Annotated in this window: 20 protein-coding genes; 10 read left to right on the top strand and 10 right to left on the bottom strand. The window is 28.4% G+C overall.

Annotated elements, in window-relative coordinates; translation table 11 throughout:
• Positions 1 to 32 precede the first annotated feature (32 nt).
• The gene (gene infA, locus OY14_00815) at positions 33 to 254 is read right to left on the bottom strand and encodes a translation initiation factor IF-1 (GenBank protein AJA90004.1); all 222 of its coding nucleotides are present in this window, start codon (positions 252 to 254) and stop codon (positions 33 to 35) included.
• A gap of 164 nt (positions 255 to 418) precedes the next feature.
• Here infA and OY14_00810 point away from each other — a divergent pair, with 164 nt between their 5' ends.
• Positions 419 to 796, top strand: coding sequence for a molecular chaperone DnaK (locus tag OY14_00810; GenBank protein ID AJA90003.1), 378 nt, complete (start codon positions 419 to 421; stop codon positions 794 to 796).
• Between the two features lie 11 nt (positions 797 to 807).
• On the opposite strand, the gene OY14_00805 is transcribed toward OY14_00810, so the two are convergent.
• The gene (locus OY14_00805; GenBank protein ID AJA90002.1) at positions 808 to 1,968 is read right to left on the bottom strand and encodes a membrane protein; all 1,161 of its coding nucleotides are present in this window, start codon (positions 1,966 to 1,968) and stop codon (positions 808 to 810) included.
• A gap of 142 nt (positions 1,969 to 2,110) precedes the next feature.
• Here OY14_00805 and OY14_00800 point away from each other — a divergent pair, with 142 nt between their 5' ends.
• The 5 genes from OY14_00800 (at position 2,111) to OY14_00780 (ending at position 10,297) form a co-directional block, all read left to right on the top strand.
• Entirely contained in the window at positions 2,111 to 3,628 is a 1,518-nt protein-coding gene (locus OY14_00800; GenBank protein ID AJA90001.1) for a 4-alpha-glucanotransferase, read from the top strand.
• 121 nt (positions 3,629 to 3,749) lie between these two features.
• Positions 3,750 to 5,594, top strand: a complete 1,845-nt coding sequence (locus OY14_00795; GenBank protein AJA90000.1) for a hypothetical protein — start codon at positions 3,750 to 3,752, stop codon at positions 5,592 to 5,594.
• Between the two features lie 23 nt (positions 5,595 to 5,617).
• Positions 5,618 to 6,604 (top strand): sodium:proton exchanger, encoded by a 987-nt coding sequence (locus tag OY14_00790; protein AJA89999.1) that lies wholly within the window; start codon positions 5,618 to 5,620, stop codon positions 6,602 to 6,604.
• 79 nt (positions 6,605 to 6,683) lie between these two features.
• Positions 6,684 to 8,432: a hypothetical protein gene (locus tag OY14_00785; protein AJA89998.1), complete on the top strand. Its 1,749-nt coding sequence runs from the start codon at positions 6,684 to 6,686 to the stop codon at positions 8,430 to 8,432.
• Positions 8,433 to 8,695: 263 nt separating this feature from the next.
• Positions 8,696 to 10,297: a membrane protein gene (locus tag OY14_00780; protein ID AJA89997.1), complete on the top strand. Its 1,602-nt coding sequence runs from the start codon at positions 8,696 to 8,698 to the stop codon at positions 10,295 to 10,297.
• Here OY14_00780 and OY14_00775 read toward each other — a convergent pair.
• The 6 genes from OY14_00775 to OY14_00750 form a co-directional block, all read right to left on the bottom strand.
• On the bottom strand, positions 10,289 to 11,389 hold the full coding sequence (locus OY14_00775) for an alanine racemase (protein AJA90630.1): 1,101 nt from the start codon (positions 11,387 to 11,389) through the stop codon (positions 10,289 to 10,291). The genes OY14_00780 and OY14_00775 overlap by 9 nt on opposite strands.
• Before the next feature lie 53 nt (positions 11,390 to 11,442).
• On the bottom strand, positions 11,443 to 12,129 hold the full coding sequence (locus OY14_00770; GenBank protein ID AJA89996.1) for a hypothetical protein: 687 nt from the start codon (positions 12,127 to 12,129) through the stop codon (positions 11,443 to 11,445).
• Positions 12,130 to 12,152: 23 nt separating this feature from the next.
• Entirely contained in the window at positions 12,153 to 12,869 is a 717-nt protein-coding gene (locus tag OY14_00765) for a lipoprotein (GenBank protein ID AJA89995.1), read from the bottom strand.
• Positions 12,870 to 13,059: 190 nt separating this feature from the next.
• Positions 13,060 to 13,476, bottom strand: a complete 417-nt coding sequence (locus tag OY14_00760) for a hypothetical protein (GenBank protein ID AJA89994.1) — start codon at positions 13,474 to 13,476, stop codon at positions 13,060 to 13,062.
• 3 nt (positions 13,477 to 13,479) lie between these two features.
• On the bottom strand, positions 13,480 to 13,911 hold the full coding sequence (locus OY14_00755) for a hypothetical protein (GenBank protein ID AJA89993.1): 432 nt from the start codon (positions 13,909 to 13,911) through the stop codon (positions 13,480 to 13,482).
• Positions 13,912 to 13,932: 21 nt separating this feature from the next.
• Entirely contained in the window at positions 13,933 to 15,069 is a 1,137-nt protein-coding gene (locus OY14_00750) for a hypothetical protein (GenBank protein ID AJA89992.1), read from the bottom strand.
• A 61-nt stretch (positions 15,070 to 15,130) separates the two neighbouring features.
• Between OY14_00750 and secA the strand changes: the two genes are divergently transcribed.
• Positions 15,131 to 17,830: a preprotein translocase subunit SecA gene (gene secA / locus OY14_00745; protein ID AJA89991.1), complete on the top strand. Its 2,700-nt coding sequence runs from the start codon at positions 15,131 to 15,133 to the stop codon at positions 17,828 to 17,830.
• A 15-nt stretch (positions 17,831 to 17,845) separates the two neighbouring features.
• A complete protein-coding gene (locus tag OY14_00740; GenBank protein ID AJA89990.1) occupies positions 17,846 to 18,457 on the top strand; it encodes a superoxide dismutase in 612 nt (203 codons plus the stop codon).
• A 62-nt stretch (positions 18,458 to 18,519) separates the two neighbouring features.
• On the opposite strand, the gene nagB is transcribed toward OY14_00740, so the two are convergent.
• On the bottom strand, positions 18,520 to 19,326 hold the full coding sequence (nagB, locus tag OY14_00735) for a glucosamine-6-phosphate deaminase (GenBank protein AJA89989.1): 807 nt from the start codon (positions 19,324 to 19,326) through the stop codon (positions 18,520 to 18,522).
• Between the two features lie 26 nt (positions 19,327 to 19,352).
• Positions 19,353 to 20,558, bottom strand: coding sequence for an N-acetylglucosamine-6-phosphate deacetylase (locus OY14_00730; GenBank protein ID AJA90629.1), 1,206 nt, complete (start codon positions 20,556 to 20,558; stop codon positions 19,353 to 19,355).
• A gap of 166 nt (positions 20,559 to 20,724) precedes the next feature.
• Between OY14_00730 and fliD the strand changes: the two genes are divergently transcribed.
• Entirely contained in the window at positions 20,725 to 22,725 is a 2,001-nt protein-coding gene (fliD, locus tag OY14_00725) for a flagellar hook-associated protein FliD (GenBank protein AJA89988.1), read from the top strand.
• A 129-nt stretch (positions 22,726 to 22,854) separates the two neighbouring features.
• Positions 22,855 to 23,865 (top strand): flagellin, encoded by a 1,011-nt coding sequence (locus OY14_00720; GenBank protein AJA89987.1) that lies wholly within the window; start codon positions 22,855 to 22,857, stop codon positions 23,863 to 23,865.
• Positions 23,866 to 23,934 lie beyond the last annotated feature (69 nt).

Below are 23,934 nucleotides of genomic sequence, written 5' to 3'. Positions count from 1 at the left end.
TTATTTGCAAATTTTTTAAAAATAATTTAACTTTACTTTTCTCTATATACTATTCTACCTTTTGTAAGATCATAAGGAGATAGTTCAACTTTTACTTTATCACCGGGAACTATTTTTATGAAATGTTTTCTCATCTTGCCGGATAGATGGGCAAGTACAATATGCTTGTTTTTAAGTTCTACTCTGAACATAGTATTTGGAAGGGATTCTTTTACAATACCTTCAGTTTCAATAGCTTCTTCTTTAATATTCAAGACAACCTCCACATTTTCTCTAATAGGATAAATTTTACATGATTAAACATATCATTTCAATTCTTCTTTTTAAGAATAAAAGTATTATTTTTTATTTACATTATAAGAAATTGTGTATATAATTACACGAAGTTTTTTAAAAATGTAATTTATAGGGAGGTATCATGCAAAAAGTTAACTCTGAGCATGAGTTTATTGAGGAGATAAAAAAGTTTCTTTCAGACGAAAAAAGAGAGATATTAGATTCTATTAAATCTGTAGAAAATAGCAAGAAAGAAATAATTAATAATGATATGTATCCCAAAGATGTTGTTGATATTGCTTTTGATAATATGGATGGGAATAATCTTGAAGCTTTAGGTTTTGTTGAAAAGAGAAAGTTGAATTTAATAAATCAAGCTCTTTATAGAATTTCTCAAAATTCTTATGGTAGGTGCTTAGCTTGTGAAAAAGAGATCGCTAGAGAGAGACTTTTAGCAATTCCGTATGCGTTTTTATGTATTAGCTGTCAGACAAAAAAAGAAAAAAAGAGTAAAAGATAACATATCTTAAGTTAGTTATTTAATATTGTAATTTCTACTCGTCTATTTTTTGCCGCTAATGGGGATGATTTTGGATATTTTGGCTTTTGAGATCCCCAACCCTTAAATAGTATTTGATCTTTGTTTTTTACTTTCATTTTTATCAAATAATTTCCAATTGCACGAGCTCTTTTTTCAGAGAGCTCGTGCATCTCTTCTTCTAATCCAAATTGTTCAGTGTGTCCTTCTATTAGGATGTTATTTTCTTTAAATTTTTCAATAAGTTTGGCTATAAGGTCAAGCTTTTTATATTCTTTTTGTAGTATTTGGAATGAGTCAGGATAAAATTCAATATCGAGGCTTAAATTAATGCCTTTATTATTTTTTTCAACATCAATGGATTTTATTTTTTTTTCTTGGATATAATTTTCAACTTCAGTTTCAATTGAATTATCATTAGGAAGTTCAATCGAAATTACTCTTCCAAGAGAATTTCCAATCATTTTAAAATGCTTATTATTGTTGTGCTTTATTTCAAATACATATTCATCATTGTATTTATATGTATTGCCAAGTTCATTGTCAAAATAAATTTTTTGATTGACTTTTTGATGGAAAGAGATGTTTTTTATATTGTAATGTGATTCATAATTCGAAAAAATTATGTCGTAATATTTGCCATTATACTCTTCTTTTCCTTTATATTCGTAGTCAACATTAAATTTTACAATGAAATCTTTTATGCTACTGTCTATTTTTGATGCTTCTATATATTCTTCTGCGGGATATGTCCATTTTTCATTTATTTTGATTGGTGTTTTTGGAAATCTTGGAATGCCTCTGACAGAAGGTCTTTTTTGATTTGAGCGTATTTTATATTCCCCTTGTTTATTTACGCTGAAAGTTTCTTCAAATTCTTCGTTTAGTAGGTAGGGTTCATTAATATTTTCTCTTTTCAAGATTCTAAAAAAAGCTTTAATGTTTGCAAATTTTTCTTTTGTATCTTTTATTTCGCTTGAAATTTGAATATTAGTTGTAGAACTTGAGTTATAATAGCCGTTGAAATATATTTTTTGATTGTCTTTACCTTCTAATCTAAACTTTGCTCCTTTGATATATTTGAATTCAAAGACTTCAGAAGACAAAGCTAAGTTTTGAACTAAAAACAATAGTATAGCGGCTTTAGCACCCATTAATAGATTTTATCATAAAAGTATTTAATTTCTAAATTTTTCTTAAAATCGTTATTTAATGTTTTGTTCTGATCTGATATTGATTATAATTTATAGCACAGCGGATAATTATTTTAAATTATTAATTAATAGGAGATTTTATATGAAACATAAAAAAATAAGAATTAATTTAAATTTAAAAAGAAAAAGCGGTATTTTACTTAACATCGGTTCTTTGCCATCTAAATATGGCATTGGAGATTTGGGTAAAGGGGCTTATAAATTTATAGATTTTTTGTTTTCTTCTTCGCAAAGTTATTGGCAAATGTTTGCGTATTCTCCTTCTGATTTTACAAAATTTCCTTATTCAATTTTTTCGGCTTTTGCTGGTAATGTTTATTATATTGATTTAGAAGCTCTTGATAAATTTATAGATTCAGATTTGACTCTTTTAAAAGAAAATGAAACCAGATATTCTGATTTAAAAAAAATCAATTTGAAAGATAAATTTCTCAAAGAAGCTGCTTTAAATTTTATTAATAGAGCTTCAGTTGATGAGATTAGAAGCTTTGAAAAATTCAAAAAAAGTTCTTCTTATTGGCTTTTAGATTTTGCAAGTTTTGTTGCATTCAAAGAATATTTTTCTAAAGGATCAAAGGATGCATTTAATATTCTTTTTGACAGAGGAATTCTTAAGAGAAATGAAAAAGACTTGTTTAAATTGAGGAATATCCTTTCAAAAGAGATTAAAGTGCAAGAAGTGCTGCAGTATTTCTTTTTTTCACAGCTTCAAGCTTTAAAGCGCTATGCAAATGATAAAGGGATTGAGCTAGTTATGAATGTGCCTCTTTTTATAGCATATGATTCTGCTGATGTTTGGGCACATCAGAAATATTTTAAGTTAAGATTTGATGCAAGCAAAGATAAGGTTGCAGGAATTTCACCAGATTATTTTTTAGAACAAGATCAAGTTTGGGATAGTCCGGCTTATAGCTGGAATGTTTTAAAGAAAGTTAAATATGAATGGTGGATAAAAAGGATTGGGTTTTTAAGAAAGTATGTGGATATAATTAAAATTGACCATTTCAGAGGTTTTGTTTCTACCTGGGAAGTTAGTGTTGATGAGCCTTATGCTTTTAATGGCTTGTGGGTAAAGTCACCGGGACGAGATTTTTTTAATTTTCTTTTAAATGAAATTAAAGATTTAAAAATTTGGGTTGAAGATTTTGAAAATGATCTTGAAGATGTTTCAAGATTAAGAGATTTTTTTAATTTTCCAGGAATGAAAATAATGAAGTTTGCCTTTGACTTTGATTCAGGCAATCAGAATCTTCCTCATAATTATATTAAAAATTGCATAGTTTACACAGGAATTGGTGATAATGATACAATACGTACATTTATCGATTCTTTAGATGATTTGCATAAAAAGTATATTTTTGATTATTTAAATACAAATGAAGATTTTGTTGTTTGGGGCATGATAAGAGGTTCTATGAGCAGTGTTTCTGATAATGTAATAGTGCCAATGCAAGATTATATTGATTTGGGAAGTGAATTTAGGGCAGATACTTCAAAGAGTGCTTTAAATAATTGGATTTTTAGATTATTGGAAAGCGATTTGGATGCTACTTTGAGTAAAAATATAAGTTTTATTACAAGGCTTTATGGAAGAGCTTAATATTTTTTTAAATTGAAATTTGTTATAAGTTTTAAATATTGATCAATTTAATTAAAGTTTAATTAATCAAATAAAAATTATTGTTATTTGATATTTTTTGATTTGCAAGTATCATATATTAATGTATATGAAGATTTTTCTCTGTTGGGTAGTTACTTTCTTCTTTTATTCTTTTAAGGTTTTTAATCTATATTCATTAACTGATGAGGAGTTTTTTAAAAAATATAGTTTGTTTTTTGTCCACAAGGGATTTCTTAGTAAAAATATTAATGGAAGAATAACTAAAGTTCAAGTTAGTGGGATAGATTCCAGATGGGTTTACCCTTTTAATAAGCTTACTCCTGGTCGAATTACTTCTATTTATGAGGATGTTTATTCTTCAAGCTTATTGTTAACTACAAGTAGTAATCTTTATGTTTCTTACGATTATTCGAAAAATTTTAGAAGATTGGTGGGAACTGATAAATTTAATAGTAATGCATATATTACATCAAGTGCATTTTCTCAAGGAGATGATAAGCGTATTGCTATTGGAACCGCTATTCATGGGATTTATCTTAGTATTAATGGGGCTGTTAGTTTTAAAAATTTAAATCATTTAATTCCTCAGGTTTATTTGGGTGCAGGATATTATGACATTATTAGTGCTGTTGAGTTTTCAAAAGAAGAGGTAAATAATTTATATTTTTCTCCTGGAATTTATGGAGATATTTTTTTAATTAGTCATAAAATTGGATTTATTAAGAAAATTTCATTTCCTTTTAAAAAGCAAATAGTACGTATTTTGGATTTATCTAGCAAGAATGTGGAAAAAATTTTAGTGAGAACATATGATAATCATTTTTATTCTTATTTTAATGGTCAATGGGTATTTATTGGAAAATTATCTTTGCAAGATGAGAATTTTATTGAAAAATCACAAAGGATGCAACTTGCTAAAAATAAAGGGTCTATTTATTTAACAGCATATACATTGCGTAATAACAAGGCAGTTGATGAAAAATTGAAATTTATTAAAGATTCAGGCATGAATGCTGTTGTAATTGATTTTAAAGATGACAATGGTAGTTTAACTTATTCTAGTAGACTTTCTTTACCTAATAAGTTGGGATCTGTTAAAAACTTGATTGATGTTTCTTACATTCTTAAAAAAGCTAGAGAGCTTGGGATTTATGTTATTGCAAGGTGTGTTGTATTTAAAGATGCAAAATTATATTATTATAATAATTTTCAACATGCTCTTTGGAACAAAAGGACAGGTAAACCTTGGGCGCATTTAATTAAAAAAATTGATGCTAATGGCCTTGTGAAATATGTGCAAGCAGAGCATTGGGTAGATATTTTTTCTCCTGCTACTTGGGAGTATAATATTTCTATTGCAAAAGAAATACAATCTTTTGGAGTTAATGAGATACAATTTGATTACATTAGATTTCCATCAGATGGGCCTGTATCGCTTGCAACCTCAAGAATTAGTAAGTATGCTATGCGACCTGTTGATGCTCTTGAATCTTTTTTGATTATGGCAAGAGAACAGCTATATGTTCCTATTTCTGTTGATATTTATGGATATAATGGTTGGTTTCCTACTAATAGTATTGGACAAAATATTGCAATGTTATCAGATTATGTTGACGTTATATCTCCTATGTTTTATCCTTCGCACTATACTAATGATTTTTTGCCAAGTGATTCTTATTATACAAAAAGAGCTTATAAAATTTATAAAGAGGGTAGCGATAGAGCATTTGTGTTTTCTTTAGATGGAGTTGTGATTAGGCCTTATGTTCAAGCTTTTTTGTTAGGAAGAGAAAGGTTTGTAGATGATGTGGTTTATTTGCAGTATTTAAAGTCTCAGCTTAAAGGGGTTAAAGAGTCATTTGGCAGTGGCTTTAGTCTTTGGAACGCATCTAATGTTTATTATATGGTTAAAGGCAGTTTAAGAGAATATTTAGATTCTTTTTAATTTTTTTTATAAAGGAGATTCATTTGGAACATTTTATTCATTTTTTTTATGTGGGCTTTGGTATTTTTTTATTGTATCTTGGTGGCGATTTGCTTTTAAAAAGTTCAGTTAGTATTGCTACTTATTTAAAAGTTCCAACGCTTTTAATAGGGGTTACAATAGTGTCTTTTTCAACAAGCGCACCAGAGCTTTTTACAAGTTTGGTGGCGGCTTTTAAGGGTAAAAATGAAATTGTTGTTTCTAATGTTATTGGCAGCAATATTATTAATATGTTACTTGCGCTACCTTTAGCAGGATTTTTTTTAAGGATTAAGGCAGATTTTAAAAGACTCAAGCTTTCTTTTATGTTTCTATTTTTATTAATGTTTCTTCTTTTATTGCTTTCATTTGATTTTAGATCTTACTCTTTTTTTGCAACTCCTTATAATCGTTTTAGTTCATTGAGTATCTTTATTTTGTTTTTGTCCTATCTTTTGCTATTTTATAAAGAAGAAAAAATGTATGGTGGTTTGGAGAATTCTTTTCAAGAAGGTACAGGCAATTTAAATCAAAGTTTAAGTTTAATATTTTTAAATGCGTTAAGTTTTCTTATTAGCATGTATTTTTTATATTTGGGATCGAAATTATTAGTGGATGGAGCTATTTATGTTGCTAATAATGTTTTTAATGTTAGTGAAAAGTTAATTGGAATTATAGTTGTAGCTTTTGGAACAAGTGTGCCCGAACTTGTTGTGTCTTTTTTTGCGATAATTAGAAAAGAATCAGATATTGCATTTGGAAACATTATCGGCAGCAATATTTTTAATATCGGATTTATTTTGGCTAGTAGTAGTTTTTTTAAACCCATTTTACTAAAAGATATTTATATTTTAGATTTTAGTATAATGGTATTTGTAACTTTAGTTTTATTCTTAGTGGTTAAATTTAAAGGGGTTTTCAGCAGAGGCATTTCTTCAATTTTTTTGTTTTTATATATTTTATATAATTTAATGTTATTTAACTTTTATTGATTATGTGATCTTAATTTTAGGTTGTTAATATATTTTTATGTAATATGCTTTATTATTTTAATGTAATATAAGGAACAATATGAAAAAATTACCAGAAATTTTTTATATGAGCAACAAAGAAATAGATATTTTGATTTCTCAATTAGGAATATCTTCTGATACCCAAAAATCAATTTTGAAAACGATTTTGGCTTATAAAAAGGGTGTTATAGAATACTCTTCCTTTATAGAAGAGTATTCTGTTAAAATACGGGGTTTAAAAGGTGAGCTTGATTTTTTATTTCGTAAACTTTATGAAGTTAAAAGAGGAATAATTACTAATAAAATAGCAACAGATGGAGAATTTTTACCAGATAGTATAATTTTGACCGATGAGGCCAGTTATGATTTTTATTATTATTCTATTGACGATTTATTTTTGAAAACTTATATAGGAATAGAGCTTTTTAGTTCTTTGCTTACCCTTAAGAACGTAGAATCTAGTTTATTGGTTTTCCAGAATGAGTTTGTAACTATTGCAGATTCGGATATTAACCATAAGTTTTTTGAAACAAAATCACAATTAAAAGAAATATTGGTTTGGAAATCATTGATAATTCCGTCGGGCAAGGCTTTATATTTTGTTGAGTTTGTTAAAAAAATATTTTTCAATATTGCTTCTAATAATATTGTAAAAGATGTTTTCGTTAGAGTAAAAGGATTAAAACTTAGTGATTATGAGAGAGCTTTAGAAGAGGGTAAGAATATTATTGGAGCTATTTCCAAGATTCTCTCTGGCATGATTGAAATTAAGGAGGAAGTTCTTGCTAAGAAAGGAATCACTTTTTCAAAAAATTATTTTGTTTTTTTGGATTTTCTTAATCTTTTTATTAAAAATGAAAAAAACTTAGAAGAGCTTAAAGCTGTAGAAGCTATTAAAATTGATGAATCTTTAAAAGCAATTGAAAAGACATTAGAGTTTAAAAAGGGACCAATTAATACAGAGGAGTTTTTTAGCATTCTAAAAGTTTACTCTGAAGACCTTAGTGATCCTGAAAATTTTTTATTAGTTGCTAATATGTATTTTTTTGAATCTAAAATTCACGATATTTTGCCAAAAATATTTCAAGTAAAAGAAAATTTTCATTTATACAAACCTTTTGCATATGAGTTTTTTCTAGAAGAGTATGAGAAGGTTTTGCAATTTCTTAATAGTGAATTAAGGGTTAGTATATTTAAAATTCTTAGTTTTGGAGATGATCCTTCTGCTATTTTTACAGAAGAAGGCTTAGAAGAAGTTCTCAATAGATTAGTATCTGGGTATACTATGAATGAATATTGTTTAAAAAATAAAGTTAAATTTCTCGATCTTATTGTTTCTCATTACAGAAGAATTTATAAAACACAAAGTGTTCAGGTTCATCTTAAAGATTTGATTAAGGTTGAGGCGGCAAAATATTTTAAAAACAGTAATGAACTTCTACCTTTATATAAAATATATAAACTTGATTTGTATTCGCTTTTGAATGCTGCTTATAAAGATTTAAGTTTGTTTAAAAGAATTGTTTTGTTTTTAACAGGCAAGCATCAAAGCTATAAAGAAGCTTTATCTAGATTGGATTTTAGAGCTGGCTTAAATAAAAGTGGAAGTGGGCTTTTTGATCCAAACGAAAGGGTTAAAAGACAGTTGGAAAAAATTAGGAGGCAAAGAGAGGAGATAAAAGAGCAAGTTAGAAATTCTTTTCCTAAAAAAGATGCAACATCTAAGCAAGCAGTTAATAAAAATTATACAAAAAAAGAACAAGATGAAGCATGGGTCAAATTTGGTGATAGGATACAAAAAAAATAGTGTTTATAAGTAGATTTATTTGTTAAAATAAATCTCTTGGTTTTCTTGCTGTATTTTTTGAAGTTTGGCATTCTGCATAGTGCTTTATTTTTCCATTTTCAAATTTTGATTTCATTACAATTTTTCCTCCCCATCGACTTGTTAGTTCTTTTGAACCTACTCTTTGGGCGTTTTTAGAAATTTTTGCCATTTTAGCTCCTTTTGATAGATTTATTGTATAATAAATCTATCAAAATAAGTCTGATTTATCAAGGAATTTATTCATGTTATTTATAATATTTTTTATAAGTGCTTCTCTTTTTTCAAAAGAAGTTTACTATAGGTTTGCAGATTATTCTGTTAATTACAATATAGTAGGTAAATATGAGATTACAAAAGAAGAGTCTGAAGAGGAATACGGATATAAATTTACTTATGATCGCAATAATAATCTTATTTTAGTTGATTATATTGGGAAGCTTAGCATTTTAATGCCTTCTTTTTTTAATGCAAACCAAATTAAAATAGAAAGATCTAAGCGCAGTGAAAGGCGTATATTTCTAAATAGAGGACTTGCTTTTAAAAATAATAATGGTGTTTATATTGAGCATATAGAATATATGAGTGATGGCAGAATTAAAAATATTTTTAATTATAATAAGTCTAATGAAATGGTTAGGGATAGATATAATGTTGCTTATTATCATTTTTTATACGATAACGAGAGAGAGTTTAGTGTTTACAGATTTAATGAATCAGGTGTTCAAATTAAAGATTTAAATAATGTATATTTTACAAAGATTAGTTATGATCATACTAAATTTGTCAAAACGGTTTTATATTATGATGAGAATGATTATGTTGTAAGGTCAAAAAATGGTACTTGTGGGTTTAGATTGACGTATGATGCCAATCATAATCTTATTAAAGAAGAGTATCTTGATAAGTCAGCCCATATTGATTCAAATCCATTTTCTGTAGCTACTAAAATATATCATTATGATGTTGATGGGAAGGTTATTGAAATTTTAAATTATGATATTAATAATAACTTGACTCCTGATGAAAACAATGTATCAATATATCGTTATGAATATTATTTTAAAGATAAAGATTGTTATTACAAAGAATATAATTATGATTATAATAATAATTTAACAATTGGTCAAAATGGTTATGCTATGAAGAAAACTATTTTTTATATTCAAAATAATGAAAAGAGGGTAATAAACTATAGTAATAAAATTAATAAAAATTATAAAGGAGATATTCCGACTGTTTATGAAGAAAAGTATGAAATAATGGATAATTTTAAAGGCATTGCTATTTATAGTTATAAATATGATGACAAGTTTTATCTAATAGAGAATATTTTTTTTGATAAAAATTTTAATTTAATGGCTGATGTTAAAGGTGTAATGATTTACAGATACTCTTACAACAAAGAAGGATTTCTTATTTCTCAAGAACATTTTGGGGGAGATTTTATTAATCCAATAGATGATTTTGAAGGAGTTTCAAAGTATAAATTTAGTTACGATTCTAATGGTAATATGATTTCAAAAAAAAATTATTCTAAGGATGGAGTTTTGGTTGCTGATTGTAATTATGTTTTTGAATATTTATATGAATATGATAAGCAAAATAGACTTATTTCTAAAAAAAATTTTGGTAGCTTAGGTCAATTGCAAGATGATATTCATGGTGTTAGTGTTTATAAATATGAATACAATAAATTTGGAAAAATATCAAAACAGTCAAATCATGGCCCAGATTTGAGATTAAGAGATGATGTTGGAGGGTTTGCAATTTATAAGTGGATTTATGATGCTAAAGGCAATTTGATAGATTTTCAAAAATTTGATTCTTTGGGTAATTTAATATAAGTATTTTCTGCTCTCGTATTTTCCTATATTGCATAGTAATTCATAATGACTTCTTTTAGAAGATTTGCTCATTTCATCTATATTTAATTTTTCTGATACAATTTCTACTTTTGAACCCGTTTTAACTTTTAAGTCTTTAGGAATTTCTACTATTGTTAGATTCATGCAAACTTTTCCTAGTATTTTACATTTTTTATTGTTTATTAAAAAATAAAAATTATTATTTATGTTTTGAGGTATTCCATCAAAGTATCCGATTGGAATAATGCCTATTGTTATATCCTCTTTAGCTTGAAATGTGCCTGAATATGAAATTTTTTCGCCCTTTTTTACGTTTTTGATAAATACTACTTTTGAGAATAAATTTAGTACAGGTTTGAAATTCAGGGGAGTTTTTTTATTTTTTGATGATGGGTAATAACCGTAAAGAATAAGCCCTGGTCTTACCATATTAAATTTTGGACTTAGTTTGTAATTGACAATGTGTCCTGAATTAGAAATGTGGATAAATTTGGGATTAATATTTTTTTGTTTAAGTGTTTCTAAAAAAAATAAGAATTTTTCTACTTGTTTTTGCGTGATTTTGGAGTTCTCTGTTGTTGGGAGATGTGAGCAGACTCCTTCTAGTTCTAGAAATTTTGAATTTTGAATATATGTAGCTATTTCAAGGGCACGATCTATTTTTATTCCATATCTATTCATGCCAATATCAATTTTTAAGTGGACTTTTATTTTCTTTTTTTGCAATGAGCACTCTTTTTCTATTGAAAATAGATATTCAAAATCAGCAACAAATGGCAATAACTCAAGTTTAATTAAATTTTTAATTTCTTTTTTATCAACTTTAACGTACATTAATATTTTTGTACTTTTTTCAATTTTTTTAAGTTTTTTAGCATCTTCAATATTGGAAAGTCCAAAATAATTTATTTTCTTTGTTTTTAAAAATTTAAAAACATCTATAAGTCCATGACCGTATGCGTCAGCTTTTAAAGTAGCCACTATTTCTTTTTCACCAATTTTCTTTTTAATTAAACTTAAGTTGTGCTCTAAATTATTTAAATTTATTATTATTGTCTTGTTACTACTCATTGCCATATTATCATATATTTAGCTATCTTAGGGAAGTAACATCTTTTTTTCTATTAATTTGTGATTTGTTCCGTAACCGGTATTGGGAAATTTTTTATTTTATTGCCTTTAAAATGTGATCTTAATTCTTTTTGGAAATCATTATATATTTTGGGGTTAATTCTAATTTGGTACGTTTGAACTTCGTTACTTGTATTATTTTCTACTGTTATTGTTGCTAAAATATAATACCAGTTGCTATTTTTGTAATATCCCGCAATTGTTTGTGAGAGAGACTCAGTTTTTAATGTGCCAAACGAATAAGCATCTTTTGAGAGATCTTTTTTTGATTGCTGTTTCCCGCTGGTGAGTATGCTTAGATGGCTAATAAAATTGCCTTCATCTGGACTTAAAAATTCTAATTTTGTGATTTTGTATTTTTTAGAAGCTTCGTCTGATAGGTCAAATGAAATAATAGCAGAAGATCCAATTTTTGAAAATGCATTTATAAATGAATAGCTAATTCCATCAAGTTCTTTTATTGCGTTTCCATTTAAATCTACTAATTCCATGTAAGGTTGGCTAATGGCAATATCAACAGATGCAAGTAAAAAATTTTGCTTTAGTTTTTTAAGGCTTGTTTTAATATTTTCTTTTACAATATAATTGTTGTTTTCAAAGATATTAATTTCGTTTTTAGAAAAAATATTTTTAGCCAGGGAAAAAATTATCAAGGTTAAAATAAATTTTTTAAGACTCATGATGCATTCCTTTTTGTATATATTTATATATCTTCAAATAGATCTCCAGCTATGTCTTTTAAGATAGAATTCTCTTTTAGAACGTCTTTTAAAAAGTCAATAATTAATTTTGAATTAAGAGAAATTTTGTAAGTTTGGGTTTTTTGAGTAGTTTTGTTTTTGACAGTTAAGTCTGCAATCATATAATTCCAATGACCATTTTGGTATGTTAATTTAAAAGCATTTTTAAGTTCGTCGCTCATTAACATTCCAAATGGGTATGCAGTAACGTATCCTTCTTCTTGTGAATTTTCAACAACCAAAAGTGGATTTTTAAGCTCTAGGTTAGAGCCAGCTGTTATTAATTTAATATCTTCAATTTCATATTCTTTATCCCCATCTTTAGTTGTTTCAAAAAGTATTAATAGTGATGTGAAATTGCTGTGGTTATCATCCATTTTTATAGGAGATAATATGTAAGAATATCCAAATTTGTTTTTAAATTCTGGTATTGCTTTTCCATGTTCATCTAGGATCGTCATTGCCTTTGTTTTTATCCAAGTTACGTCATGATTGCCGGATATTATTGGCAATTTTTTATTTAAAATTTTGCCTGATATTAAATGTAATTTTTCATCGCTTATGGGCTTTCCAATATTACTGTCTTGTTGTACAGATTGTGGTTTTTTAAAAAAAGCGCAACCCAGTATTAACATAAGCATTATTGCTAATTTTAAATATTTATATGTGCTAAATATCATTGTATCTTCTTCCTTTACACCATTTTATGGCTTTTATTGGTTGGTGATTAAAGTCACATTACCAAATTAGTAATAATAATATATAAAGCTTATGCCAAAGTCAAGTTGCTTTTCAATAGCTTTATTTTATTAAAATCATGTTGAAACTGTTTTTTTAAGATCATGAAGAATTGCATTTTTATTTTTGACCTTATAATAAAGGTATTTCTGCTGCTAAAAAATGAATTATTCCTATAATGATTGATATAATGCCAATTAATTGCTGATTGTGTTCAAGTATTGATTTGAATTTTCCATATTTTTTATTATTTTGAATCTCTGTTGGTAATTTTTGGTTTAAAAACAAAATAAATCCAATTAAAAATAAACTTATAGCAGGAATCAAATTTCCAATTATTGGCAATTTGTAGGGCTTGATTATTTCAAGGGTGCTGGTTATTAGAAATAATAATCCAAAAATGCTTTTTACTTTTTTGTTTTCGTTTATTAGATTTACAAAATCTTCAAAAACTTTCAAAAATTTTATTTTTTCTATTAATATTGGGAATGCAAGTATTATTCCTCCCAAGATGTTAAGTGAAACAGACATGAAGTATATTTGTATCATATTTTATCCCCTAGGTTTTATTCTTTTGCTATAAAAAACATTGTTATTACCATTGCTCTTTAGTATTATACTTAATAAACTTTCATTTTGATAGATTATATTAGCATATGTTGTGAAGTTTTTGCTGCTTATATAAATCATATTGCTTTCAATTAATCTATTATTTAGGTAAATATCTAGCTTGGCTTTTCCTAGGTAGGAGATTTTATTTGTTGCTATGTTTATTTTTAAAGATAGTCTGTTTTTATTTTGTTTGTAACTAATTATGATTTTTATATTGTTTTTATTGTTTTCGTGGTTTTGAATTTTAGGAATTAGTACAATTTTAAAAAATAAAAGAATTATAACAAAGATTGTCCCAACAATGATATGTTTTTTTAATTTTTTTCGGTATTCAGTTTCTAATTGTTGATTGAAGCAATCAATTTTTTTCATTATATTGCAAATTTAATCTTATTATAATTTTAACAATGTATTTAAATTCCACCAGTAAACACTAACGCCATTTTTCCCACCATAAAGTATGCTAAGTATTCCATCTTTAGATAAACTCTCAGAGAGGAATATTAAATTTGAGGGTTCAATTAAAGCTATTTGATCTTTAATTAAGCCCTTGTTGTCTAATTTCCATATTAAATTGTTAGATAAGTTTTTCATGTTAGTAGATGCTATTATTTTGTCTTTTTGTATTTTAATAATATTGATAAAGCTTTCCTGTTTATCGTCTAGTAAGTTTTTAGGAAGAACAATTTTATTTATCACTTCAAATTCTATATTTTTCTTTAAACTTAATTTATAGATATATTGATCTTTAATTTTAATTCCAAGGTCGTTTATATTTTCATTGTCACCAATATTTTCATAGTAAGTGATTTTTACATAAAGGGTTTTTTTATTAACTTCAAAAAAAACTTTATCTATTGAAATATTGTATTTTTTCTTTTGATTGTCAATTGTGTCTAGTAAGTTTTTATTGACGTAAATTTTATAAAGCGGAGAGAAGTCTTTATTATAAGAATATATTATGTAGCCTTCGCTATATATTGATATTATTGCAATGTTACCATTCTCATCAACGTTGACATCGTAAATTTGTGGAAATGGTGTTCCGTTTAAACCTTCTTGACCTAAAATTTCTACAGACAAGTTTTTGTTTAGTATCAGTATTCTCATAAAGTAAGCAATATTTTCTTTTTGGTCAAATTTTGATTTTTGATTATTTAGTTTATCTGCGATAATAATGAAATCTTTTAGTGGGTATATTGCTTGAATTCCTTCAAAATCTATTTTTTTTATTTTTAGATCGGGATTTGATTTAAAAATTCCATTTTGATAAGTTTGTATTAGTTTTCCATATGAGTTAAAAATCATCAATTTATTTGTTTTTATTTCTGCAATGTATACCAACCCATTATATGTTTTGATATCAAAACTTGAATTTGTAAATTTGTTATCCAGGGGCATTATTTCGCCAGGAAGTGTTCCAAATGGTATTTTGAACTGTTCTTCTCCTAGTTCGTTTAAAGTTTTAGTATTACATGATATAATTGCAAAAAGTAAGCTTAATATAAGAGTTTTATAGTTCTTTTTCATATTTTTATATTATTATTTAAAATGACTTTAAGTCAATTATTTAGGAGAATTAATACCTAGCATGTTAAAAGCAGTACTTGAGGCAACCATTGGCTCAAAAAGTAAAAGAGATTTAAAAGATTATCTTCCAGCTTTAAGAAATATTAATAAGCTTGAACATTGGGCGTTATTATTAGCAGATGAAGATTTTTCAAAAGAGACAGAAAAGCTTAAAATTGAATTGAAATCGGGCAATTCTTTAGAGAGTATTTTAGAGAGAGCTTTTACTCTTTCTAGAGAAGCTGCTAGAAGGCGTCTTAAAGAAAGGCCTTATGATGTTCAAATCATTGCAGGACTTGCTCTTCACAAGGGTAAAATAATAGAGATGAAAACAGGAGAAGGAAAAACCCTTTCGTCAGTTCAGGCTGCTTATTTGAATAGTTTAACAGGGAATGGGGTTATTATTGTTACTGTTAATGATTATCTTGCAGAGCGTGATTCCAATTGGATGAAACCCGTTTTTGATCTCTTAGGTGTTAGCGTTGGGGTTGTTCTATCTAATATGGATTATGAGTTAAGAAAAGCTCAATATGCCAAAGATATTACTTATGTTACAAATAATGAACTTGGATTTGATTATTTAAGAGATAATATGCGTTATGACTTGAATGAAAAATCTTTAAGAAAGTTTAATTATTGTATTATTGATGAGATTGATTCTATTTTAATTGATGAGGCAAGAACCCCTTTGATTATTTCAGGACCTACTGAAGGCAGTACTAGTGCCTATCTTGAGGTTAATTCTCTTGTATCATTTTTAAAAGAGTGTGCTAAGGATCCCAAAACAGGCGATTATCCTTTAGAAATAGATGATCTTGATGGTGATTATACTGTTGATGAAAAAGCTAAAAGAATTTCTTTTACCGCTAAAGGACTTAATAATCTTGAGCAGCTTTTAGTTTCTAAAGGTATTATTAGTGGGTCTATGTATACTGATTCTAATTTTAATTATGTTCACTATATGACTCAAGCATTGAAGGCTCATTTGCTTTTTTTAAAAGATAGAGAATATATTGTTGGTGATTCTGGGGTTGAGATTGTAGATGAATTTACTGGCCGAGTTCTAACAGGACGAAGATATTCTGATGGACTTCATCAAGCTATTGAAGCTAAAGAGGGGGTTAGGGTTGCTAATGAAAATAAGACTATGGCAACCATTACTTTCCAAAATTTATTTAGAATGTTTGATAAAATTTCTGGAATGACGGGTACAGCTGATACAGAGGCTAAAGAATTTCATAGAATATATAATCTTGATGTAGTTGTAGTTCCAACAAACAGATTGTTAGCACGAATAGATGAGGATGATACTATTTATTATACAGAAGAATTTAAGTTTAATGCGATTACAGATGAGGTTTATAAAACCTACAAGAAGGGACAGCCAGTTTTAGTAGGGACTGTTTCAATTGAAAAATCTGAAATTTTATCAGCTATGTTTAGAAATAGAGGCATTAAGCACGAAGTGCTTAATGCAAAAAATCATTCTCGTGAAGCTTTTATTATTGCTGAGGCTGGAGCAAAACATGCAGTTACAATAGCTACAAATATGGCTGGTCGTGGTACAGATATCAAGCTTGGAGGCAATATTGAACATAGGGTTAGAAAAAAAATTGGAACTAATGTAAGTCTTGAAGAATTTCAAGAGGCTGTTAAAAACGAGAGAGAAAATTATCTAAAAGACTACAATGAAGTTAAAAGCCTTGGCGGACTTTATGTTATTGGTAGTGAGCGTCACGAATCAAGAAGAATAGACAACCAGCTTCGTGGGCGTAGTGGAAGGCAGGGTGATCCTGGACGGTCAAGATTTTATGTATCGCTTGAGGATGATTTAATGCGTCTTTTTGCTGGGGACAATTTAAGATCTTTAATGGGAAAGCTTGGAATGGCAACAGGAGAGCCTATTACGCATTCTCTTTTAACTAAGTCTTTAATCAATGCTCAAAAAAGAGTAGAAGATAGAAATTTTGAAATTAGAAAGCATTTGTTAGAGTATGACGATGTTATTACAAAGCAGAGGGAGTTTATTTATGCTCAGAGGAATTCTATTCTTGAAGATACAGCTATTAAGGATCGTATTCTTATTGCTTTAGAAGAGTATCTTAATTTTTTGCTTGAGGGAACAAAAAGTAGCGTAGTTTCAAATGTTTTTTTAAATGAGGTCAATTTGATTTTTGCCTATATGCTTGATAGTCTTGGGTCTATTGAGAATATTAATTCTTTTGATTTGAAATCTAAGCTGATGCAAATAGCAAAGGCAAATTTAGACGAAAAGGAAAATTTGGTAGGTAAGGACCTTTTTAATGGATTTTTAAGATATGAATATTTGAAAAATATTGATTTTAAATTTCAAGAGCATCTTGCAAATTTAGACTCTTTAAGAGAAGCTGTTTATCTAAGGTCTTATGCTAATAAAAATCCAATTACAGAGTATAAAGAAGAGGGATTTTTAATATTTAGCGAGCTTATTAAAGACGTTAAAGTTTCTACCATAAGGCGTGTTCTTCAATTAAAGTTAGATGGAAATTCTTCCGATTTTAAGTCAGTTAAAAAAACTAAAAATGTTAATGCAATCCATAAAGAACTTTCAGGAATTGTTATTAACGAGAGTAAAAGTGTTTCTAATATTCAAGTGGTTAGAAGTTCTCCTAAAATAGGTAGAAATGAGCCTTGTTATTGTGGAAGTGGGAAGAAATACAAAAATTGTCATGGTAAAAGTTAGTAATAGGAGGTTTTTATGTTTGAACTGCCAAAGCTTGGTTATGCTTATGATGCTGTTGAGCCTTATATTGATGCTAAAACTATGGAAATTCATCATAGCAAGCATCATAATGGTTTTGTAGTGAATTTAAATTCTATTTTTGAAAAAATGGGAAAAAGTCATTTAAAAGACGTATCAACTATATTAAAAAATATTCACAATTTTCCAGAAGAATTTCAAACCCCAATAAGAAATAATGCTGGGGGTTATTCGAACCATACTTTATATTTTAGAACTTTAAAACCAGGAAATAAGAGTAATCTTTTAGAAAAGTTTGAAAGTGATATTAATGCAGCTTTTGGAAGTTTAGAGGCTCTTAAGGCTAGTTTGAAAGATACTGCAATGAAAATTTTTGGAAGTGGTTGGGCATGGTTAGTGCTGTGTCCTGATAGTGGGCTTAAAGTGATTTCAATGCCTAATCAGGATAGTCCTTTAATGAAGCTTTATAAACCGGTTTTAGGTATTGATGTTTGGGAGCATGCTTATTATCTTAAATATCAAAATAGAAGAATTGAATATGTTGATGCATTTTTAAAGGCTTTAAATTGGGAAGAAGTTTCAAAAATTTACAATGAAGCTAATAATTAGTTTTTGTTTTGTAAAGATTATTAATTTTAGGCTTAGTACTTTACCCGAAAGTATCAAGTAATTTATTTTAAGTCATTATTAAAGTTTTCTTTTTCTATGTCGTTAAAGTATTCTACTGTTCCAACTTTTAATTCATAAGTTGCATTTTTGTCAGATACTATTATTGCATTTTTATGTAATTGAAGTGCGCTAATAGTCCACATGTGGTTAACCCCTTTTTCAATAGCATGCTTTAGTGCTCTTGCTTTGTTATGTCCATTTACTATTATTAAAATTTCTTGAGAATCCATAATTGTTCCAATTCCAACAGTTAGTGCATTTTTTGGAACTTTGTTTACATTGCCTTCGAAAAATCTTGAATTAGCAATGATTGTGTCTTGTGTTAAAGTTTTAATTCTTGTTCTTGATGTTAAGGAAGAGCCCGGTTCGTTAAAAGCAATGTGCCCATCCGGGCCAATTCCACCTACAAAAAGCATGATTCCTCCGAAAGCTTTGATTTTTTTTTCATACTCTTCACATTCTTTTTTGAGATTTAAAGCATTTCCATTTAGTATATTTATGTTTTCTTTTTTAATGTCAATTTGAGAAAAAAAATTTTTCCACATGAATGAGTGGTAACTTTCAGGATGATTTTTTTCAATTCCTATGTACTCGTCCATGTTAAAAGTTATGACATTTTGAAATGAAATTTTTCCATTTTTATTTAATGCAATTAAATTCTTGTACATTCCAATTGGCGAGCTTCCTGTTGGAAGTCCCAGAATAAATGGCTTATCTTTTGTTGGAGAAAATTTTTTAATTTTTTGTGCTACGTGATTTGCTGCCCATCTTGATATATCCTCATATGTGGGTCTGATTATTAATCTCATGTTGATCTCCTTTGAATAGGTTAAATTTAGAGATTGTTGAAAATTATTTTTGATTCTATCATTGTTAATTTTAGATTAAAATCTTTATCTAGGACATTGATGTTTGCATCATATCCATGACATATTAATCCTTTTTTATCAATATTGAGAATTCTTGTAGGATTATAAGAGCTTGCTTGAACGGCATCGCTTAGGCTGTAACCAAATTCTACTAAATTTTTAAGGCCTTGTATCATTGTAAGCGCTGATCCAGCTATTGTATTGCTTTTCACGCTGTGAAATAATCCATCTTCTGCAATATAAACTTCATCTCCGTTTGCGATTAGTTTTCCAGAAGTTTGAAGAGTTGGAGTAAGTCCATCAGTTACAAGAACTATTTTGCTTATATCCTTTAGCTTTCGAAGCATTAAAACTAATTTTGGATGTATGTGGTGACCATCTGCAATAATTTCGCAAGAAACATCTCCGTGAATTAATACTGCTCCTATTGCATTCGGATTTCTGTGGTCAAGTTTTGACATTGCATTGAAAAAATGAGTTGTGTGAAGTATGCCAACTTGAAATCCTTCAATCATATTTTCATATTTTGCATTTGTATGTCCTGCTTGAAGGTTTATATTGTTTTCAAGACAAAATATTGCAAGTTCTCTCATGCCTTTAAGTTCGGGGGCAACAGTCATTGTGCTTATGTGTGTTTTCTTTTTGCCATTTGATCCGGTGAATACTCCGCCAGCCGCATCTATTAATTTTTGCATTACTTTAACGCTAGGTTCGTGAAGGTAAGAAACAGGGTGTGCGCCTCTTTTCTCAGGAGAAAAAAATGGTCCTTCAAGATGAAGTCCCAAAATTTTAGCTCCTTTTTCTTTGCCAATTGCGGCTGTACAAATTTTTATAGTTTTGATCATCTCATCTATTGGTCTTGGATAAAGGGTTGGCAAAAATCCTACCACGCCATATTGTGCTAAATGCTCTGACATTTTAAGTATTGATTCTGTTGAGCATTTGTCTGTTCCATGGCCGTGAAATCCATGAATATGGTTGTCGTAAAGACCAGGAGTTATGTAGTTGCCTTTTGTATCAATCATTTGGTATTCTTTAAGGTCCATTTTTTCAAGCCTATCAGATGTTACAATATCAAAAATTTTATTATCTTTAATTAGTACTGCTGAATTATCTAATTTGTCATTTCCAGTTAAAACAGATTTTGAGTTGAATAAGCAAAAACTTGGCATTTTCATGCTCCTCTTAATTAATTTTACTATAGATATTAATTTTTTTTAAAGTTTTTGCTTTTTATAATTTTTATTTTAAAGTATTTGTGTGCTTAAAGCTTATATTATATATAATATTTTATTTTCAATTTTATTGATGATATAATGTGTTGTGGAGGGTATTATTATGGCTTCAGGATTTTTTGTTCCTGGTCTTGAGAGTAAATACAATACTAAAGAAATTCGTGAATCCATGCTTAAGCCCGATAAAGCTAAAGTTGACTCTTCTTTTAAGAAGCTTGAATCTTTAGAGCAAGAGAAGAGCGCTTGGCAGTTAATTAATAGAAAAATATCTACTTTAAATTCTCTTGCAAAAGAAATTACATCACTTAACAGTCCTTTTAATCTAATGTCAGGAAATTCTAGTAATAGCGAAGTTTTAACTTTGTCTACTCGATATGGATCTAAGAATGAAACTCACAAGCTAATTGTTGATCAAATAGCATCAGCTGATGTATTCTTGTCTTCAAATTTTGATCCTAAAAAAGTTAAGATTCCAGAAGGAGATTATATATTTTTAGTTGGTAAAAAAGAAATTAATGCAAGAAGTAATGGAAACATTGATGCGCTTGTTAGAGATATTAATAACAAGGGGAAAGGATTTTTATCTGCAAAAATAGTAAAAAGTGATAAAAATGGCAATAGTCGGTTTGTTTTGCAATCTTTAAAGGATGGTAAAGAAAATAAGCTTGTTATTAAAGGGGAAGGATTATCTTTTGCTAGGCAAATTGGCATTTTAAGTGAGTTGAAAACCAATTTTAATCCAGACCTTTCAGATATTGTTGTAAATCAATCTAGTAGTAATAATAGGCTTGATTTTGATAACAATGGTCTTGTTTTAAATCCGCTTTCAGAGGTATCGATTGAAATTCCTGAAGATATTAAAATTACATCTAGGAGTAAAATTAAATTCGAAGTTAGATATTTTGATACAGGCTTAGAAGAGTCTGATAGTAAGATTATTTTTAATCCCGGAGAAGCTACATTTAAGGATGCAAAAGTTGACAGTGAAGACAGTGTTGTTGATCTTGGATCTGATTTGAAAACTCCTTTAGGAAAAAAGTATATTCAAATGAATATGATTAAAATATCTGGCAAGGAAGGCTCTTTAGAGCTTCCTTCAGTAAATATTTCGAATAACTTTGAAGAAGTTGAAGTTGATGTTGGAGGGCTTTCTAGCTTAGAAGAAATAAATATTGAAAATAAAGCAAATAATAAAGTAGTTGTGATTAGTAATGTCGAAATTTTTGATCCAAAAAATAGAGATGGTCATTTACCAATAAATGCTAAAAGTTTTGCTGAGAATGCAAAAATTAAATTTGATGGAGTAGATGTCGAGAGAGATTCAAATGTTATTAATGATTTGGTTCCAAATGTGACATTAAGTTTAAAAAAAGCTTCAAGTGATATGGTTGAGGCCAAAATCGAGCCTGATTATGAAGGCATTAAGAGGGTTCTTTTGGATTTTATTGGGGCTTATAATGAGGTTCTTGCTGAAATTAATATTGCTAGCTCTAATGAAGACCAACTTGGCAATCAAAAGTCTAATATAATTGAAGAGTTGACTTATCTTAGTGATTCTCAAAAAGAAGAGGCTTATAAAAATTTAGGCATTCTAAGGTCTGAGTTTTTATTGAAAAATCTTAAATCGAGGTTAGAATCAATAATGTTTAAGCCTTATGTTACTAGTGATCCTAATTTTTCAATAATCAATCAAATGGGAGTTTTTACTAATTCTATTTCTTCTTCTGGCGGGATTTCTAGATATTTAAGGCTTGATGAGAAAAAGTTTGATGAGACAATTCGTAATAATATTGACAACGTTAGAGAACTTTTTTTGTTTGACCTTAATGACGACAGAGTATATGATGATGGTATTGCTAAAATGCTAGGAGATTGTTTATCGCCTCTTGTGACTTCCGGAGGAGTTATTTATAATAAAATAAAAAATTATGACTTGAAAATTGTTAATCAAAAAAATAAGGTTGAAGATTATAAAAAAAAGTACTATGAGAGAGAGAAAAAAGTAGAGAGTGAGCTTAATACTTTGGATTTTACTGTCAAGCGTATGAAAGATCAGGAAAACACATTAAAGGCTTTTGATTTTAATCAAAGAAATAAACAATAGTAATTGTTTATATTGCTATTGATATTACTATCTGTGTTTCTTTTTTTTTATTTTTTGTGCTATTCTTTTTAAAAGGTAAAAGGATTTGCCAAAAATAAATAATTAAACTTTATCATGGAGGAATGATATATGATTATAAATCATAATACATCAGCTATTAATGCTTCAAGAAACAATGGCATTAATGCTGCTAATCTTAGTAAGACTCAAGAAAAGCTTTCTAGTGGGTACAGAATTAATCGAGCTTCTGATGATGCTGCTGGCATGGCAGTTTCTGGTAAGATTAATGCTCAAATAAGAGGCTTGTCACAAGCTTCTAGAAACACTTCAAAAGCTATCAATTTTATTCAGACAACAGAAGGAAATTTGAATGAAGTAGAAAAAGTTTTAGTAAGAATGAAGGAATTAGCAGTTCAATCAGGTAACGGAACATACTCAGATTCAGACAGAGGTTCTATACAAATTGAGATAGAGCAACTTACAGATGAAATCAATAGAATTGCTGATCAAGCTCAATATAACCAAATGCACATGTTGTCAAATAAATCTGCTGCTCAAAATGTAAGAACAGCTGAAGAGCTTGGAATGCAACCTGCAAAAATTAACACACCAGCATCACTTTCAGGCTCTCAAGCATCTTGGACTTTAAGAGTTCATGTGGGAGCAAATCAAGATGAAGCAATTGCTGTAAATATTTATGCAGCTAATGTTGCAAATCTTTTTGCTGGTGAGGGAGCTCAAACTGCTCAGACTGCACCTGTTCAAGAAGGTGCTCAACAGGAAGGAGCCCAGCAGCCAGCGCCTGCTACAGCACCTTCTCAAGGCGGAGTTAATTCTCCTGTTAATGTTACAACTACAGTTGATGCTAATACATCACTTGCTAAAATAGAAAATGCTATTAGAATGGTAAGTGATCAAAGAGCAAATTTAGGGGCTTTCCAAAATAGACTTGAATCTATAAAGAATAGTACTGAATATGCTATTGAAAATCTAAAAGCATCTTATGCTCAAATAAAAGATGCTACAATGACAGATGAAGTTGTAGCAGCTACAACTAATAGTATTTTAACACAATCTGCAATGGCAATGATTGCACAAGCTAATCAGGTTCCCCAATATGTTTTGTCATTGCTTAGATAAAATTTTTAATTTAATTAGTACAAATTGTTAGCAAAAGATCCTTTAAAGGGTCTTTTGTTTTTTATTTCG

This window comes from Borreliella chilensis (assembly GCA_000808095.1).
GTDB lineage: Bacteria > Spirochaetota > Spirochaetia > Borreliales > Borreliaceae > Borreliella > Borreliella chilensis.
Note: the sequence above shows the minus strand (reverse complement) of the source record. Positions and strands in the feature narration are given on the sequence as shown.